We start from the raw sequence: 16,326 nt of genomic DNA, 5'->3' as shown, positions 1-16,326 counted from the left end.
AAAGCCTTCGTGGTAACGCTTGTCATGGCGTGGTCTCCAGCCCGGCGCGTCAACGCCGGGTGATTCGAGGTTGATCACCCCGGAGACTACGCCACTTTCAATTCCAACCGCTTTTCGGACGGCACCCCCCACCCCGGCCCTCCCCCGCAAGCGGGAGAGGGGGCGCAGCTTCGTGTTGGCACCATTCGATCCAATCTCACCATGCGCTAATTGTGCTCGCTCGGGCCCATGATGACGATGTTCTCGGTGCGCTCGACGTGGCGGACGAAGATGTATTTGTCCTCGCGCCCGTCGCTGTGCTTGCGCTTGATGTCGGGCTGCACGGTGCCAGATACTTTTGCCACGACCAGATACGGCTCCCGCGCCGCCAGTCCTTCCGCGCAATGCTTATCGAATTCCTCCACCGTGTGCGCGGTGTGGGCGCGCGTCACGCCTGCGCCACGCGCGATCGCGGCGATGTCGACGCGGCCGCTCGCGGTGTGCGTCGGCGGGCCGCCGATCGACTGGTAGCATTCATTGTCCCAGACCACGATGAAGAGGTTGTTCGGCTGCTCGTTGGCGATGGTGGCGAGGATGCCGAGGTTGAACATCATGCCGCCGTCGGTATCGAGCGAGACGATGCGCCGGTGCGGCAGGCCGGCGGCGAGCCCAAGGGCCTGTGCGCTGACGCAGCCGAGCTGCTGCTGGAACAGGCTGGCCTCGCGCATATGCGGGGCGGCGTTGTACCATTCGTCGACGCTGGCGCCGAGCGAGAGGATCACGAGCTCATCGGAGAGCCTGCGCGCCAGCGCCTTCATGCAGTCGAACCGCTTCATCGCACCACACTCCCGCCCAGCGCGACCGCCGAGTGATAATAGGCTGAGTAGGACCAACTGAACGCATCGGTGATGGCACGCTCGATCCGCTCCTCTTCCGTCACGATGCGATAGGGAATCCGCAGCGCATTCAGCACCGGCTCCATGGTGATGCCGTGCGGGATCGCCCACCAATTGTTCTCGCCGAGCTCGCCGCGATAGCTCATCAGCATCACCACGGGGATGCCGGCGCCGAGCCCCATCCGCGCCAACGGCTCGACCGAGGCGCGCAAGCCGGAATTCTCCATCACCAGCGCCGCGCGCTTGCCGGACAGGAACACGCCGCCGCAGATCGCCGCCCCCTCGCCTTCATTGGTGACGCGAATGGTGCGGATGTCGGGGTCGGCATCGAGCGCCGGATAGAGCTCCTTGAACAAAGAGTCCGGCAGATAGCAGACGATGCTGACACCTGCTTTCTTCAGGCCGCGGATCACGGCGTCGACGGCGGATGGCTTCATGCAGATTCCTTTTCGGGCAAATTCTCAGGTGCGAGATGTTCTGAATAGGCCCTGATTTCTCACCAGCCTGATGCGCCCTGCGCAACATCTCTCAGCCGCCGGACAGGCCCTCGATCGCCCGCGTCAGCATGGTGGCGAGGCTCGAAGCCGCTTCCGACATGCCGGACTTGGCGCGCGACAGCAGCACCAGCTTGCGCGGCCGCAATTTGGGATCGCGCAGCGGCACGAACACCAAGGCTCCGCTCCTGATCTCGCGCTGGACGCCGATCCGGGTCTGCAGCGCGACCCCATTGCCGCGCATGGCGAGATCGGCCATGACGGTGATCGAGTTCGTCAGCGCCCGCCGCCCGAAATCGATCGAGGAGCCGTTCAGCGCCTCCTCGATCGAGGCGCCGAGCGAGAGGCTGGCATCCGACAGCACCACGCGCTCGCCGGCGAGATCGAACAGTTTGAGTTCACTGCGGCCGGCGAGCCGATGTCCGGGATGCATCAGCGCACCCAGATTCAGCACCGTGCCGGCGAGCCGCTGCGCGTTGCGCGGCGTCTTGATGTCGAAGGCGATGCCGATGTCGCATTCGCCGTCAGCCACCGCATCGAACGCATGTTCCGATCCCATCACCTTGATATCGACTGTGATCGCCGGATAGCTCTCCCAGAACGTCGACATCACGTCGAGCAGAAGCCCGCGCGCGATGCTCTCCACCACCGCCACCGTGACCGTGCCGCGACGAAGGCCCTGGAGATCGTTGATCTCGGTGTAGGCGCGCGTCATCTCGCCCTGGCTGGCTCGCGTGCGATACAGCAGAATTTCGCCGGCGCTGGTGAGCTTCAGCCGCTGACGGATGCGCTCGAACAACGGCGTCTGCAGCTCGTCCTCGAGCTGGCCGATCACGCGGCTGATCGAGGACGGCGCGACGTTGAGCACGCGCGCGGCCTGCCGGATCGAGCCGAGCTGGGCGACGAGCTGGAAATAATGCAGGCGCGTCGAGATCAGGCCGAGCCGGTGTGGGTCCATCGTGCTATTCGAACAGCGGCGCGAGCCGCATTTCCGGCACCAGCACCAATCCCTTGTCGGTGAGGCGGATTTCGGGGATCACCGACAGCGGGATCAGGTTGAAGCCCATATAGGGAATGGTGCAACCGGCCTCCTGCCATGCCACCTTCAATGTCTGCACCTCTTCGGCGACCTCGGTCACCCGCTTGTCGGAGAGCAGGCCTGCGATCGGCAGCGGCACCATCGCCTTCACCTTGCCGTCGGCAACGACGCAGACGCCGCCCTGATGGTCCTTGATCGCGGCGAGCGCGACCTGCATGTCATCCTCGTTGGTGCCGGCAATGATGATGTTGTGGCTATCATGCCCCACGCTCGATGCCACCGCTCCACGTTTGAGGCCGAAATCCTTGAGCAGACCATGGGCGACATTGCCGGCCGACTTGCCGTGGCGCTCCACCACAGTGACGAAGCAGAGGCCATAGCGCTCGAACAGCGGCTGCCAGTCGTTGGCCGGCTCGATCGCGACGCGGTCGTGGATTAGGGTAATGCCGGGCAGCGCGGTCCGGATGGCGTTGACGGTGCAAGCCTCGGTCGGCAGCGCCGGCGTGAGCTTCACCTTATCAGGCAGTTTCACGGTCGAATATGCGGCTTGCGGATAGCGATAGCGCTTCGACAGCGCGGCATCGAGCAATGCAGTGATCTTGCCGTTCTCGACCACGCATTCGCCGCCATACCAGGTGGCGTGCGGCTTCAGCGAGTCGTCGAGCAGCACCAGATCGGCGCGGCGGCCGCCGCCGAGGCCGCCGATCTCGCCGTCCGCACCGAAACGTGTGGCGCCGTGCAGCGAACCCATCGACCATGCCTGTTCCGGCGACATGCCGGCCTTGACCGCCTCGCGCACCACCCAGTCGAGACCGAATTGCAGGAGATCATCGGCATCGCGATCATCGGTGCAGACGGCGACGCGCTTATGCGACGCACCGAGCTCGGTGATGGTGCGGATCGCCTGCGGCAGCGAATGCCACGGCGTGGTCGGAGGACCGCCGCGCAGGAAGATCCAGACGCCGGCCTCCAGCAAATCGTCGGCGATGTCGCGATCGATCGCCTCATGGGTGTCGGTGACGCCGCTCGCCGCGTAGGCCGCGACGAATTCGCGGCCATAGACATGGCCCGACACCGGCCGTCCGCGCTTCAGCGCCCCGGCAAGGATCGCGTGGCTGCGCTCGTCGCCGAGCGTCACGGGAACGAAATCCATCTTCTCGCCGAGCGCCACCGCCTCCGGCCAGCGGTCGAACAGGCTCGCGATCTTCTCCGCCGTGAGATCGCCGCCGGCGGTCTCGAGTTCCGGCGAGGTGGCGGGCACGGTGCTCGGCACGGTCAGGAAGATCGAGAGCGGCGCCTCGCGCGCGTCCTCCAGCATCGCCTCGACGCCAGCGACATCCATCACATTGCCGATCTCGTGGCTGTCGCAGAAGATCGTCGTGGTGCCGTTAAGCAGGGCCGCTTCCGCGTAGGCGCAGGCCGTCACCATCGAGGATTCGATATGGATGTGCGGATCGACCAGCCCCGGCGCAATGATGCCGCCGGCGACGTCCTTGATCGCAGCGTCGCCGCCGGCAGCCTTGTGCGTGCCGGCCGGCTTCACCGCGGCGATCCGCCCGCCCGCGATCCAGATCTCCCTGTTGTCGATGATCCGCTCCGAATAGGTCGAGAGCACGCGCGCGCCCGTGATGACGAGATCGGGCGCCGCCCGCCCCGATGCGACGTCGGCGAGACGGCGGGTCATGGTGTGGAGCGGCCGGACGGAAAAGCGGGTGAGCCTGGTCATGGGGGCCTCTTACGTTGCGCGTGCGTGATCGGCCTCAATAATAGTCGGGAATGCCCGGCATGGTCACGAAACCTGGGATCGCCCGCACGCGGCGCATCCAGCGCCGCAGTGCCGGATAGGCCTCATGTTCGATGCCGAAATCGCGGCTCAGCGCGATTGCCGGGAACAGCGCGAGATCGGCAAGCGACGGATTGTCGCCGACGAACCAGGCGGCGCGATCAAATTCGCGTGCCGTCATGTGATCCTCCATCAGGCGGAAGGCGCGCCGCGCGGCAAAGCCCAAGGCCACTTCATCGCCTGACGCGTCGAACATCGCCAGCCGCCGCGCGAGAAAGGCGGCATGGAGATCGCGGCCGGCAAATTGCAGCCACATTGCGACCAAGCCGTGCGCTTTCGGGTCAGTGGGCAGCCACGTGTTACCGTTGTCATAGGCGCGGGCGAGATAGGTCATGATCGCTTCCGCTTCGCTCAGCACGAATTCGCTGTTCGTGAGGATCGGCAGGCTGCCGCGCGGATTGAGCGCCATCAGCGCGGGTGCGAGATGTTCACGGCCCGGCACCACGTTGACCGCGACTTTGCGGTAGGACAATCCGAGCACGGACAGGAGCAGCCGCACCTTGTAACAGTTTTCGTCGAGCTCGAAGTCGTAGAGAGTAATCTCGCTCACGGCGCCACCTCGTAGCGCAGTTCGCCAACGTGCCTCGCCGCCCCTTCGACCTCACGCCGCAAGGCTTCACCCCAGGCGGAGACACGTTTCTGGCTATCGCCGGAATAGACGTCCGGCGGTCCCGCGATGACGATATGCAGCGCGGATTCCACGTCGGACAGCGGCTGCACCGCGACCAGAATTTCGTCGCCATCGCTCTTGAGCGAGACCAGCGCATCGGTTCGCGACCGCTGCGTCGCGCCGCCGACATTCTTGAGCGGCGGGCATTCGGCGAGGACGAGCGCGTCGAATACCTTGGCTGCCGAAGCATCGACATAGAGGCTGCGCACCGGCGTCACCGGGGCGCCCTCGGCAAACCCGATGATGTCCTGCGGCGCGTCGCTGTCGAGCTCGTTATAGGCCCAGACGATGCCGAGCCGTTCGATCGACGGATAGGTCGCAACCCGGATCGTACCCGGCACTGCAACATCGGGATGTGCCGGAATATAGCGGCATTGCGCCGAGGTGTCGTACTGCCAACCGTGATAGAGACAGGCGATGTGATTGTCGCGCACGAAGCCGAAACTTAAGCGCATGCCGCGATGCGGGCAGCGGTCTTCCCAGACATGCGAGATATCAGCGCTGTCGCGCCAGACCACGAGCTCGCGGCCGAACAGCCGCGTGCCGGTGGAAGTGTTGCGCTCCAGCCCCTCCGCCAGCGCGACCGGATACCAGCCTTTTTCCATTAGCCCATCTCCATCACCAGATCATGATCCGATTAAACGAAATCGGATCATGATCTCATCTCTTTGTTTGAGCATGATCTCCGCGCCAACGCTTCGCGTTTGTCGCGAGGGAAAACCGGTTTCCACTTTTCCGGATCATGCTGTAGCCCCGCAAACGCTGTGCAAGACTTACGCCGAGGCATTTTTCCGCCAGACATCCCGCACCAGGCAGTCGATCGGCCCGAGGCTGCACGCCATCTCGAACGCGTCGACCAGCGCCGGCTGTCCTGAAACTGCTACCTCGATGCAATCAGGCGTCGCCGTCTCCACCACTGCATCGAGCTGCAAACGCCGCGCGCGGTGGTTGACGAACTCGACAAAACTCTCGACGCGAAACTGTCCGCTGAAGACGATGACGGTTGCTCCCTGCATGCGCTCACATCCCTGTGGTTCGATTTATTCGAGCGTGCCGCGATCAGGGCAAGCGGAAAGATTGCCCATGCATATCCTTTGAGCAGAGAAGCAGCGATCTGCTTGTTTTTTAAGGCATCGTTGCCGAACGATGTTGCGCTGGATCGATCACCGCAATCGAAAAAAAGCGCCTATGCGAAACAGGGAACGACAGACAGGCTGAATGTGCGCAAGCGTGCGGGATGGGCCGGTGATGCCGCCGATGCGCGGGCTGCGGCATGGACCTTGCTACTGAAACCCTTCGGTAACCGAGCGCCGACACGCTGTGTCGGCGATCGGCTTTGCCCGGAGTTTCCGGCAGGTCTTGGTCACGGCAACCATCCGCAAGAGAACACAGGCTCCAACACGAGGCTTAGCTCAATCATGTCAGACCTCCGCCATCTGTCCCGCCGGCGCTTCCTGAACCTCGGTGCCGCCGCCGGTTCCTCGCTCCTGCTGCCGCCAGGCCTGATCCGCTCCGCGCGCGCCGCGGCGCCGCTGCCGGCGGTCGCCGAGAAAGATGCCGTGATCGCCTTCGGCCACACCGGTCCCGTCACCGACGAAGGCTGGACGTGGAGTCACGACCAGGGGATGAAGGCGGTGAAAGCGGCGTTCCCGCAGGTGAAGACCGTGTTCGTGGAGAGCATCCCCTACTCCGCCGATGCGACGCGCACTTACCGGCAGTTCGTCTCCGAGAATGCCTGCATGGTGTTCGCGACCTCGAACTACGGCGACTTTCTCTACGACGTGGCGAAGCGCTCGCCGAAGGTCGCGTTCTACGAATGCGACGGCCGCAACCCGCTCGACAATCTCAGCACCTATTATGTCGCGCACTGGTACCCGACCTATGTCACGGGCGTCGCCGCCGGCCTGATGAGCAAGAGCGGCAAGCTCGGCTATGTCGCATCCTTCCCGGTGCCGTCGGTGTTCTCAGGCACCAACGCGTTCCTGATGGGCGCGCGCTCGGTCAATCCGAACGCCACCATGCAGGTCATCACGATCAATTCCTGGTTCGATCCGCAGGCCGCCACCCAAGCCGGCACCGCCCTGCTCGACAATGGCTGCGACCTCCTGTTCGGCATCATGGACGAGGCCGGCTACCTGCAGGTCGCCGAGAAGCGCGGCGCCAAAGCGGTGATGTGGAACACGGATATCCGCCGCTACGGGCCGAAGGCCTACATCAGCTCGATCGTCATCGACTTCAAGCAATACTATGTCGGCGAGGTGAAGAAGCGGCTCGAAGGCACCTGGACGCCCTCCACCACCATCCTGCCGATGGGCGCCGGCGTCGACCGCGACGCCTGGGGCGAGAGCGTGCCGGAGGACGTGCGCAAGCAGGCTGACGCCGTGCGCGAAAAGATCCTTGGCGGATGGTCGCCTTTCGTCGGCGAGATCAAGGACGCCAAGGGCAATGTGAAGGTCGCCAGCGGCCAACGCATGAGCGAGACCCAGCTCTACAACTGGGATTGGCCGATCGCCGGCATCTCCGGGCTCTGACGCGCAATCGTGATGGCGATGCCCGTTGTCACCGAGCGTCCTCCCGGCACGCCGCCACTCGTGCAGCTCCGGGGCATCGCCAAGTATTTTCCCGGCGTCGTTGCCAACCAGGATGTGGACCTCGAAGTATGGCCCGGCGAGATCCACGCACTCCTGGGCGAGAACGGCGCCGGGAAATCCACGTTGATGAACATCCTCACCGGCATCTACCAGGCGGATGCCGGGGAGATCATCATCGACGGTTACCTGAAGAGCTTTGCCTCGCCTGTGGAAGCGATCGCGGCCGGCATCGGCATGGTGCACCAGCATTTCAAATTGGTGCGCGCCTTCACCGTCGCCGAGAACATCCATCTCGGCTGGTCGGAAACGCCGCGCACGATCAGCGCACAGGAACTGGAAGCGCGCACCGCGCAGCTTTCGGCCTCGCTCAATCTCGCGGTTCGTCCTGGCGCGCGGATCGACGAACTCTCGACCGGCGAGCAGCAGCGGGTCGAGATCTTGCGCGTGCTCGCGCGAAAAGCGCGTGTATTGATCCTGGACGAGCCGACCGCGGTGCTGACGCCCTCGGAAGCGCGCGAATTGTTCAAGGCGCTGAAGGAATTCGTCGCGCGCGGCAACGCCGTGATCTTCATCAGTCACAAGCTGGATGAGGTGCTTGAGATTTCCGACCGCATCACCGTGCTGCGCGGCGGCCGCAAAGTGGCGACCGAGCCGACCAGCGCCTGCAGCGAGACGATGCTGGCGAAACTGATGGTCGGCCACGAGATCGTGCTCGACGATTTGCGCGCACGAGGACCGAACGCGGTCGCCAAATCCAACGGGCCCGTCGTCCGCCTGCGCGAGGTGACGGCGCGGGACAGCACCGGGCATACCGTCCTGAACAGGGTTTCGCTCGATATCGCGGGCGGGGAAATTCTCGGCATCGCAGGGGTGGCCGGCAATGGGCAGAAAGAGCTGAGCGAACTTCTGACCGGAATGCGCGCGGCCAGCTCCGGACAGATCATGCTCGGCGGGCGCGATGTCTCGGCCGCAGGCGCCGGTGATTTCGCGGATTTCGGCGTCGGCCATATCCCTGAAGACCGGCTGCGCAGTGGACTGGCGCCCGCGCTCAGCGTCACCGACAATGCGGTGATCCGCGAATATGACCGCGCGCCGGTCTCGCTCGGACCGTGGTACCGGCCGCGCGCGGCAGCGGCGCTGGCGCGCAAAATCGCGGAAGCTGCCGCCGTGATGGTGCCGAACTATTCGATGCCGATCCGCAACCTCTCCGGCGGCAACCAGCAGCGCTTCGTGGCGCGGCGCGAGATGCGGATCGCCACGAAACTGCTCGTCGCCGCCTATCCGAGCCGCGGCCTCGACGTCGGCGCCATCAACACGATGATGCGCTATTTCGTCGAGCTGCGCGACGCCGGCGTCGGCATCGTCGTGATCTCGGAAGAGCTCGAGGAGCTGCTCAACCTCTCCGACCGCATCGCGGTGATGTTCCACGGTGAGATCATGGGCATTGTCGACAGCGCGGGCGCCGATATCGAACAGATCGGCCTGATGATGGGCGGTCAGCGCGCGGCCACACCAGTGCGCGCGGCCGCGATGGTGCATTGACGATGGCGATCCGCCTGCAACGCCTGCCATCGGCCTCGCCTGGCATCGCGCTTGCGGCGCGCGCGATCGCGATCCTGTTCGCGCTCATCACCGCCGGTCTCCTGCTCGCGGCCAGCGGCGCGCAGCCGCTCAAGCTGGCGCTGCAGGTTCTGAGGTCGACGTTCGGCTCCGGTTTCGGGCTCGAGGACGTCGGCCTGCTGGTCACACCGCTGATCCTCACCGGGCTTTCGGTCGCCGTCGCGCTCAGGATCGGCGCCTGGAATATCGGCGCGGAAGGACAATTCTATGCCGGCGCCTTTGCCGCGACCGGCGTAGCGCTGTTCGTCCCCGGCCCGACCATTGTGATGCTGCCGCTGATGTTCCTCGCCGGCGCAATTGGCGGTCTGATCTGGATCCTGGTGCCGACGCTTGCGCGCGCCTATGCCGATGTCAGCGAGCTCATCACGACGCTCTTGCTCAACTTCGTCGCCACGCTGCTGGTCTATTATGTCGCGACCGGCCCATGGCTCGATCCCGGCGGCCATGCGCTGGGGACCACCGCGCGGCTGAAGCACGACGTGCCCGAATTCATCGGCATGGTGCATTGGGGCTTTCCGATCGCGATCCTGGTGGCCGTGATCACGGCCGCCGCCTTCAGCTTCACGCGTTGGGGCTATGAGGTGCGGATCGCGGGCTCGAACCCGCAGGCCGCGAAATATGCCGGCATGCCGTTCCGCCGCCACCTGATCGTGGTGATGCTGCTGTCGGGCGCGATCGCTGGCATCGCCGGCATGCTCGAGGTCGCCGGCACCGTGCATCGGCTGCAGGGCGGCATCTCCAACAATTTCGGCTATCTCGGCATCATGGTTGCGGTCTTGGCACGCGGCTCCTGCATCGGCGTGATTGCCGGTGCGGCGCTGATGGCCGTGATCCTCAACTCCGGCATCATCCTGCAGACGCAGGGCGTCAATACGTCCACCGTGCTCGCCATCACCGGGCTGATCCTGTTCTTCACCGCTGTCGGCGACGAGCTCGCGCATTTCCGCATCGTCAGCAGCAAACCGGCCGAGGCCTGAAGATGGACCTGATCGTAGGCATCCTGCACACTTCGCTGCTTGCCGGCGGCGTGCTGGCGCTGGCCGCGCTTGGCGAGGTGCTGGCCGAGCGCGTCGGCGTGGTCAATCTCGGCGTCGAAGGATTGATGGCGCTCGGCGCGATCACCGGCATTGCCGCGGTCGTGACGACCAAGAGCCCGACCGCCGGTTTCGCACTGGCGCTCGCTGTAGGTTTGCTGGTCGGCATGGTGTTTGCCGCGATCACGGTCTACCTGCGCGCCAACCAGGTGCTGTGCGGCCTCGCATTGACCTTGATGGGCACGGGCTTTGCCGCGACCGTCGGCAAGGCCTATTCCGGAATCCCCGCACCTGCGACGTTTACCGGCGTCGAGATCCCCTATCTCAGCTCGATCCCGCTGATCGGCCAGGTGCTGTTCACGCAGAATGTGCTGGTCTACCTGATCTACATCATCCTACCGGTGATGCTGCATATCCTGATGTTCCGCACCCGGCATGGCCTCAATCTGCGCGCCGTCGGCGAGAACCCGGCCGCGGCGGATGCCGCAGGGATCGCCGTGCAAAGAATGCGTTTCTGGTATGTGACCGCTGGCGCGGCGCTTGCCGCCGGCGCCGGTGCCTATCTCACACTCGCCTTCGTCCCGTCATGGTCGGAAGGCGTCGTCGCCGGCCGCGGCTGGATCGCGGTGGCGCTGGTGATCTTCGCCGGCTACCGCCCGCTGAATGCGGTGCTGGCGGCACTGCTATTCGGCGTCATCACGTCGCTCGGCTTCGTCGGGCAGGCGCGCAACTGGCCGATCGCCGCGCCCGTGCTCTCGATGCTGCCCTATCTCGGCACCATCGCCTTCATCGTCGTTCCCGTCGTGGCATGGCACCGCATGCGCCAGGTGATGGCCGCGCCTGCCGCGCTTGGCATTCCCTATTATCGTGACCTGCGGTGACCTTATGTCGACGCTGCTTGTAAAGAACATCGATCATCTCGCGACCTTTGACGACGGGCAATCGCGAGATCAAGGGCGGCGCGCTGTTCGTCCGCGACAATGTGATTGAGGCGGTCGGCAGCACCGCGGAGCTTGCGCATCTTGCCGCCGACGAGGTGCTCGATCTTTCCGGACATCTGGTGATGCCGGGCATGGTCAACACCCATCATCACATGTACCAGAACCTGACGCGGGTGATGGTGCAGGACGATGAATTGTTCGTCTGGCTGACCACGCTCTATCCGATCTGGGCTGAGCTCGATGACGAGGCGATCCATGTCTCCGCCCGCGTCGCGATGGCGGAATTGATCGCCTCCGGCTGCACCACCAGCTCCGACCATCTCTATATCCAGCCGAACAATGTCCGGCTCGACAGCACGATCCAGGCGGCGCAGGAGCTCGGCCTGCGCTTCCACGCCGCGCGCGGCGCGATGTCCCGCGGCAAGAGCCAGGGCGGGTTGCCGCCTGATAATTGCGTCGAAAAGGAAGAGGATATCCTGAAAGACGCCGAGCGGCTGATCCAGACCTACCATGACCAGAGCCGGCACGCGATGAGCCGGATCGTGCTCGCGCCGTGCTCGCCCTTCTCGGTGACACCAGGCCTGATGAAGGAAGCCGCCCAGCTTGCGCGCAGCCATAAGGCGGTGCACCTGCATGCGCATCTCGCGGAAGATCTCGATGAAGAGGTCTATTGCCGCGATATCTACGGCATGCGGCCGGTGGAATTCGCCGGCTCGGTCGATTGGCTCGGACCGGATGTCTGGTTCGCCCACGCCATCTTTCTCGACAGCGGCGAGATCAAGACCTTCGCCGAGACCGGCACCGGCATGGTGCACTGCCCCTCCGCCAACATGCGGTGCGGTCAGGGGATTGCAAAAATCCGCGAGATGCGTGACGCCGGCGTCACCTGCGGGCTCGGCGTCGACGGCTCCGCCTCCAACGACACTTCCAACCTGTTCCTGGAAGCGCGGCTGGCGCAGATGCTGCAGCGGGTCGCTCCGCACCGTTATCTCTCCGAGGCGCCCGGCGGCCGCGGCGGATTTGGTGGCACCCCGAAGGCGCTGTCGGCGCGCGAGGCGCTGGACATGGCGACGCGCGGCGGCGCCAAACTGCTCGGCCGTGACGATATCGGCTATCTCGCACCCGGCATGAGCGCGGACTTCATCGCGGTCAGGCTCAACCAGCTTGGGCTCTCCGGGACCCAGCGCGATCCGCTCGCGGCGATGATCATGTGCGGCCCGTTCAAGGTGGACTATTCCTTCATCAACGGGCGCAACATCATCCGCCGCGGCGAATTCGTGCATCACGACATCGAGGCGTCGCTTGCAGACCACGCGAAGATCATGCAACGAATCTACCAGCAATAGGCCCACCGCAACGAAGCGGAGCTTGCACCATGAATGGCAATATCGACCCCGGCACGCTGAACCAGTGGTACGTGCTGGATGCGCTCAGCGACATCCCGGCATCGCCCCGGCGCAATCGCCTGCTCGGCATTGAGCTGACCACGTTCCGCGATTGCGATGGCGCGATCATCGTCTCGGCGGAAGATCGCGACGATCCGCTGCCGGTGCGAGAGCGTTACGGCTACCTCTGGACCACGCTGGGAAAGCCTGATCGCGACGTGTTGCCGCTTCCCGAAGCCGAGGAAGCGGATCGGCGGCATGTGGTCTGCGGCGCGGTCTCGGTGCGCTCGTCGGGTCTGCGTATCGTCGAAAATTTCCTCGATATGGCGCATTTCCCCTTCGTCCACACCGATATCCTCGGCGCCGAGCCGCATACTGAGGTGCGCCACTACACCACCGAGATCCGCCGCGACGTCGACGAGGTCTGGGCCACCGACTGCGAATTCTTCCAGCCGCAGGCGGCGCTATCGGCCCAGGACGGCAGCGTCACGCAATATATTTACCGGGTCGCCGCCCCCTTCGCGACGCTGCTCTACAAGACCTGCCCGAATGTCGCCGATCGCTGGGACGTGATCTGCCTGTTCGTGCAGCCGCTCGATCCCGACCATTGCCGCGCCCACCCGGTGGGGTTCCTGATCGACGACACCTCCGAACTCGCCAATCTCGTCCAATTCCAGCAGATGATCTTCCTGCAGGACCGCATCATTCTGGAGAATCAGCGCCCGCGGCTGTTACCGCTGGAACCGCGGGCGGAAATCCCGACCCGGGCGGACGCTTCCTCCGTGGTATACCGGCGCTGGCTGAAGGAAAAAGGGGTGGTTTACGGAACAACGCTCGGGGCAGCGGCGGCATTTTCGTAGGGGTTTTGGAACAACTTGTGACTAGAGCATTTTCGGTTCAGAACCGAAGCTCTAGATCCTTGTTTTGACGCGTTTTCTTCACGCGAACCGGTATCCACTTCGCTCGAAAACGCTCTGATGCGTTGGCAGGCAGTGAGGCGCCTGTCACAGGCATGCCAAACTATGGCCGTACCGGCGTTAAATACACGCGATTCCCGCCACCCCTCATGATCGCTGCGTTTTCATGCCGAGCAACTGTCTCCGACTCATCACGATTGCGCTCACCTGTCTGCTGCTGCTGATTTCGCCGGCGCGATCGCAGATGCTTCTTCCGAACACGTCGCCGCCGCCTCCTCCGCCACCGACAGCAGCGGCGCAGGCGCAAGCGACCCTGGATATCCTGCAGGACGACCAGAAGCGGGCGCAGCTCATCCAGACGCTGCAGACCATCGCGAAAGCGTCCTCCTCCGGCGCGCCCGCGCAGCCGCAAGGTTCGGCGTCGCCGCCGGCCTTCACCGATAATCTCGGCGTCCAGCTTCTCGCCGAAGTCTCGGACTGGTTCGGCGACGTCTCGGACCAGCTCGCCACCGCGGCCCGCACCGTGTCCGACTTTCCGATGATCTGGGGCTGGCTGGTCAATCTCACCACCAATCCGTACATGCAGCAGATGCTGCTCGACACGGCGTGGCGGCTCGTGCTCGTCATCGCCTGCGCTTTCATGGCGGAATGGATCATCCGCCGCGTGATCCGGCGTCCGCTCGCCGCCATCGACCGCTATATTCCATTGCGCGCGCGGCATGCCGATACCGTGCGGGATGCGGGTGCGGCCACCGAAACGCAGCCGGTCCGGCGCTGGCATGCAACGCTCACCTATGCCTGGCAGCTCGCCATCCGGCTTCCCTTTGCATTGGCACGGCTGTTCCTGGACCTGCTGCCGGTGATCTGCTTCGCGGCGATCGGCAATCTCCTGCTCGCGACCGACATCGGCCGCGCACCGACGCCCCGCGTCGTCATCCTGGCAATGGTCAATGCTTACGTGATCTACGGCAGCATCCTCGCTGTCACCGCGGCGGTGATCTCCCCTGCTTCCAGCCAGCCCAGCCTGTTCATCATCCGCGACGAGGCCGCCGCCTATCTCGACATCTGGTGGCGGCGCATCGTGGCCGTCACCGTGTTCGGAGTCGCCCTCGCCAACATCGCGCTGCTGCTCGGCCTGTATCGGCCGGCCTATCACGCCCTGATCCGGCTGTTGATGCTGGTGGTGCACCTGTTCGTGGTCATCATCATCCTGCAATGCCGCCGCGGCGTCGCCGACTGGATCCGGGCGCCGGAGGGCGCGCGCGGCCCGCTCGTGGTGATGCGCAACCGATTCGCCGACGTCTGGCACATTCTCGCGATCGTCCTTGACCTCGCGCTATGGACCGTGTGGGCGCTGCGGGTGCAGAACGGCTATGCGCTGCTGTTCCGCTATTTCGTCGCCAGCGTCGCCGTGCTCCTGATCGCGCGGCTGGCGCAGATCGCGATGATGGCGGCGCTGGACCGCGTGTTCCGCATCAGCCCGGAATTCACGCGCCAGTTTCCGGGCCTCGAAGCACGCGCCAACCGGTATTTCCCTGCGTTGCGGAGCATCGTCTCGGGCGTGATCGCTGTCATCACCGTGATCGCGCTGCTCGAGGTCTGGGGCCTGGATGCGGCGGCATGGTTCACCAGCGATCATATCGGCGGACGCCTGCTATCGGCACTGATCACGGTCGCCATCGCTGGCGTGGTCGCGCTTGCGATCTGGGAAGCGGTCAATGCCGCCGTCGAGCAGCATCTGCTGCAGCTCTCGCGCGAGGGACGCTACGCCCGCGCCGCGCGGATGCGCACCTTCCTGCCGATGCTGCGCACGACGCTGCTGTCGATCATCCTCACCGTCGTCGCGCTGACGGCGCTGAGCCAGCTCGGCGTCAACATCGCGCCACTCCTGGCCGGCGCCGGCATCGTCGGCATTGCCATCGGCTTCGGCTCGCAGAAACTGGTGCAGGACGTCATCACCGGGCTGTTCCTCCTGCTCGAGAACGCGATGCAGGTCGGCGACTTCGTTACCGTGTCGGGCCTGTCTGGTGTCGTCGAGAACCTCTCGATCCGCACCATCCGGCTCCGAGCCGGCGACGGCTCCGTGCACATCATCCCCTTCAGCTCGGTGACATCAGTCACCAATACCAACCGCGGCATCGGCAATGCCTCGGTCAGCGTGAACGTGGACTACAACGAAGATCCCGATCGCGTCGGCGCCGTGCTGAAGGAGATCGGCGCCGAGCTGCGCAAGGATCCGGCGTTCCAGCACATGATCCGCGGCGATCTCGATCTCTGGGGCGTCGACAAGGTCGATGCCACCATGACGACCATCGTCGGGCAGATCCAATGCACCGACTCCGGACGCTGGCCGGTGCAGCGTGAGTTCTACCGGCGCATGAAGAAGCGCTTCCACGAGCTCAACATCCAGATCGCCCGGCCACCGCAGACGATGCTCGTGCTGCAGTCGCCACTCGAGCGAAAGGACGAGCCACGCGGCGCGGAAGCCGCGGAATAACCGCGGCGATATTCCGTGCAACAGCATGATCCGAACCGATCGGATCGGTTGTACATCGCAAGCCTCCCACCTCTCCCGCTTGCGAGAGAGGTCGCTGCGCTCTCGGCGCAGCGGGTGAGGGCTCTCTCCACACGGAAAGTCCCATCGTGGAGACACCCTCACCCCAGCCCTCTCCCGTAAGCGGGAAAGGGAGAACCGGTAGTGTGCGGAAGGTTCTGCAAAAGCTGAGAGGCTGAAGCGGTCATGGTAAGTCCGGTGATTGCGAAGATCACCGCTCATAGAGGAGCTTGGACCCGCCATGACCGTGACGAAGATTAGGACGGACGTCTCTGCAGTCAAAGAGTTGTTGAGGTCGGACAAGGAGTTCCTGAAGCCGCTGATCCAGGGTGCGGTGCAGGAGATTCTCGAAGCCGAGATGAC

13 protein-coding genes and 2 pseudogenes are annotated in these 16,326 nt (G+C 64.6%); 8 read left to right on the top strand and 7 right to left on the bottom strand.

The window, feature by feature from the left end:
• Window positions 1–206: 206 nt before the first annotated feature.
• The 7 genes from ACZYOF_RS35945 to ACZYOF_RS35915 all read right to left on the bottom strand — a co-directional run bounded on the left by ACZYOF_RS35945 (window position 207) and on the right by ACZYOF_RS35915 (window position 5,937).
• A complete protein-coding gene (locus ACZYOF_RS35945) occupies window positions 207–815 on the bottom strand; it encodes a thiamine pyrophosphate-dependent enzyme (RefSeq protein ID WP_130578245.1) in 609 nt (202 codons plus the stop codon).
• A complete protein-coding gene (locus ACZYOF_RS35940) occupies window positions 812–1,312 on the bottom strand; it encodes a thiamine pyrophosphate-binding protein (protein WP_028162666.1) in 501 nt (166 codons plus the stop codon). The genes ACZYOF_RS35945 and ACZYOF_RS35940 overlap by 4 nt, the downstream gene beginning before the upstream one ends.
• Before the next feature lie 91 nt (window positions 1,313–1,403).
• Window positions 1,404–2,327 (bottom strand): LysR family transcriptional regulator, encoded by a 924-nt coding sequence (locus tag ACZYOF_RS35935; RefSeq protein WP_463718715.1) that lies wholly within the window; start codon window positions 2,325–2,327, stop codon window positions 1,404–1,406.
• Between the two features lie 4 nt (window positions 2,328–2,331).
• Window positions 2,332–4,134 carry an adenine deaminase gene (locus tag ACZYOF_RS35930; RefSeq protein WP_463718714.1) on the bottom strand — a complete coding sequence of 601 codons (1,803 nt, stop codon included), beginning with the start codon at window positions 4,132–4,134 and terminating at the stop codon, window positions 2,332–2,334.
• A 34-nt stretch (window positions 4,135–4,168) separates the two neighbouring features.
• On the bottom strand, window positions 4,169–4,801 hold the full coding sequence (locus ACZYOF_RS35925; protein WP_463718713.1) for a glutathione S-transferase family protein: 633 nt from the start codon (window positions 4,799–4,801) through the stop codon (window positions 4,169–4,171).
• Window positions 4,798–5,526: a Rieske 2Fe-2S domain-containing protein gene (locus tag ACZYOF_RS35920; RefSeq protein ID WP_463718712.1), complete on the bottom strand. Its 729-nt coding sequence runs from the start codon at window positions 5,524–5,526 to the stop codon at window positions 4,798–4,800. The genes ACZYOF_RS35925 and ACZYOF_RS35920 overlap by 4 nt, the downstream gene beginning before the upstream one ends.
• 168 nt (window positions 5,527–5,694) lie before the next feature.
• Window positions 5,695–5,937 (bottom strand): hypothetical protein, encoded by a 243-nt coding sequence (locus ACZYOF_RS35915; RefSeq protein WP_463718711.1) that lies wholly within the window; start codon window positions 5,935–5,937, stop codon window positions 5,695–5,697.
• A gap of 402 nt (window positions 5,938–6,339) precedes the next feature.
• Here ACZYOF_RS35915 and ACZYOF_RS35910 point away from each other — a divergent pair, with 402 nt between their 5' ends.
• The 8 genes and pseudogenes from ACZYOF_RS35910 to ACZYOF_RS35875 all read left to right on the top strand — a co-directional run.
• A complete protein-coding gene (locus tag ACZYOF_RS35910; protein ID WP_463718710.1) occupies window positions 6,340–7,452 on the top strand; it encodes a BMP family ABC transporter substrate-binding protein in 1,113 nt (370 codons plus the stop codon).
• Window positions 7,453–7,464: 12 nt separating this feature from the next.
• On the top strand, window positions 7,465–9,054 hold the full coding sequence (locus ACZYOF_RS35905; RefSeq protein WP_463718709.1) for an ABC transporter ATP-binding protein: 1,590 nt from the start codon (window positions 7,465–7,467) through the stop codon (window positions 9,052–9,054).
• A gap of 2 nt (window positions 9,055–9,056) precedes the next feature.
• Window positions 9,057–10,109 (top strand): ABC transporter permease, encoded by a 1,053-nt coding sequence (locus ACZYOF_RS35900; protein WP_463698717.1) that lies wholly within the window; start codon window positions 9,057–9,059, stop codon window positions 10,107–10,109.
• 2 nt (window positions 10,110–10,111) lie between these two features.
• Window positions 10,112–11,047, top strand: coding sequence for an ABC transporter permease (locus tag ACZYOF_RS35895; protein WP_463718708.1), 936 nt, complete (start codon window positions 10,112–10,114; stop codon window positions 11,045–11,047).
• A gap of 4 nt (window positions 11,048–11,051) precedes the next feature.
• A pseudogene (locus ACZYOF_RS35890) lies at window positions 11,052–12,453 on the top strand (8-oxoguanine deaminase).
• Between the two features lie 29 nt (window positions 12,454–12,482).
• The gene (locus ACZYOF_RS35885) at window positions 12,483–13,352 is read left to right on the top strand and encodes an aromatic ring-hydroxylating dioxygenase subunit alpha (protein WP_463718707.1); all 870 of its coding nucleotides are present in this window, start codon (window positions 12,483–12,485) and stop codon (window positions 13,350–13,352) included.
• A gap of 301 nt (window positions 13,353–13,653) precedes the next feature.
• Window positions 13,654–15,906, top strand: a complete 2,253-nt coding sequence (locus tag ACZYOF_RS35880) for a mechanosensitive ion channel domain-containing protein (RefSeq protein ID WP_463718706.1) — start codon at window positions 13,654–13,656, stop codon at window positions 15,904–15,906.
• Between the two features lie 298 nt (window positions 15,907–16,204).
• Window positions 16,205–16,326, top strand: a pseudogene (locus ACZYOF_RS35875) (IS256 family transposase); the annotation flags it as partial.

The organism is Bradyrhizobium sp. LeoA1Lang (assembly GCF_055413685.1).
This window is presented reverse-complemented; position numbering and strand designations above follow the sequence as displayed.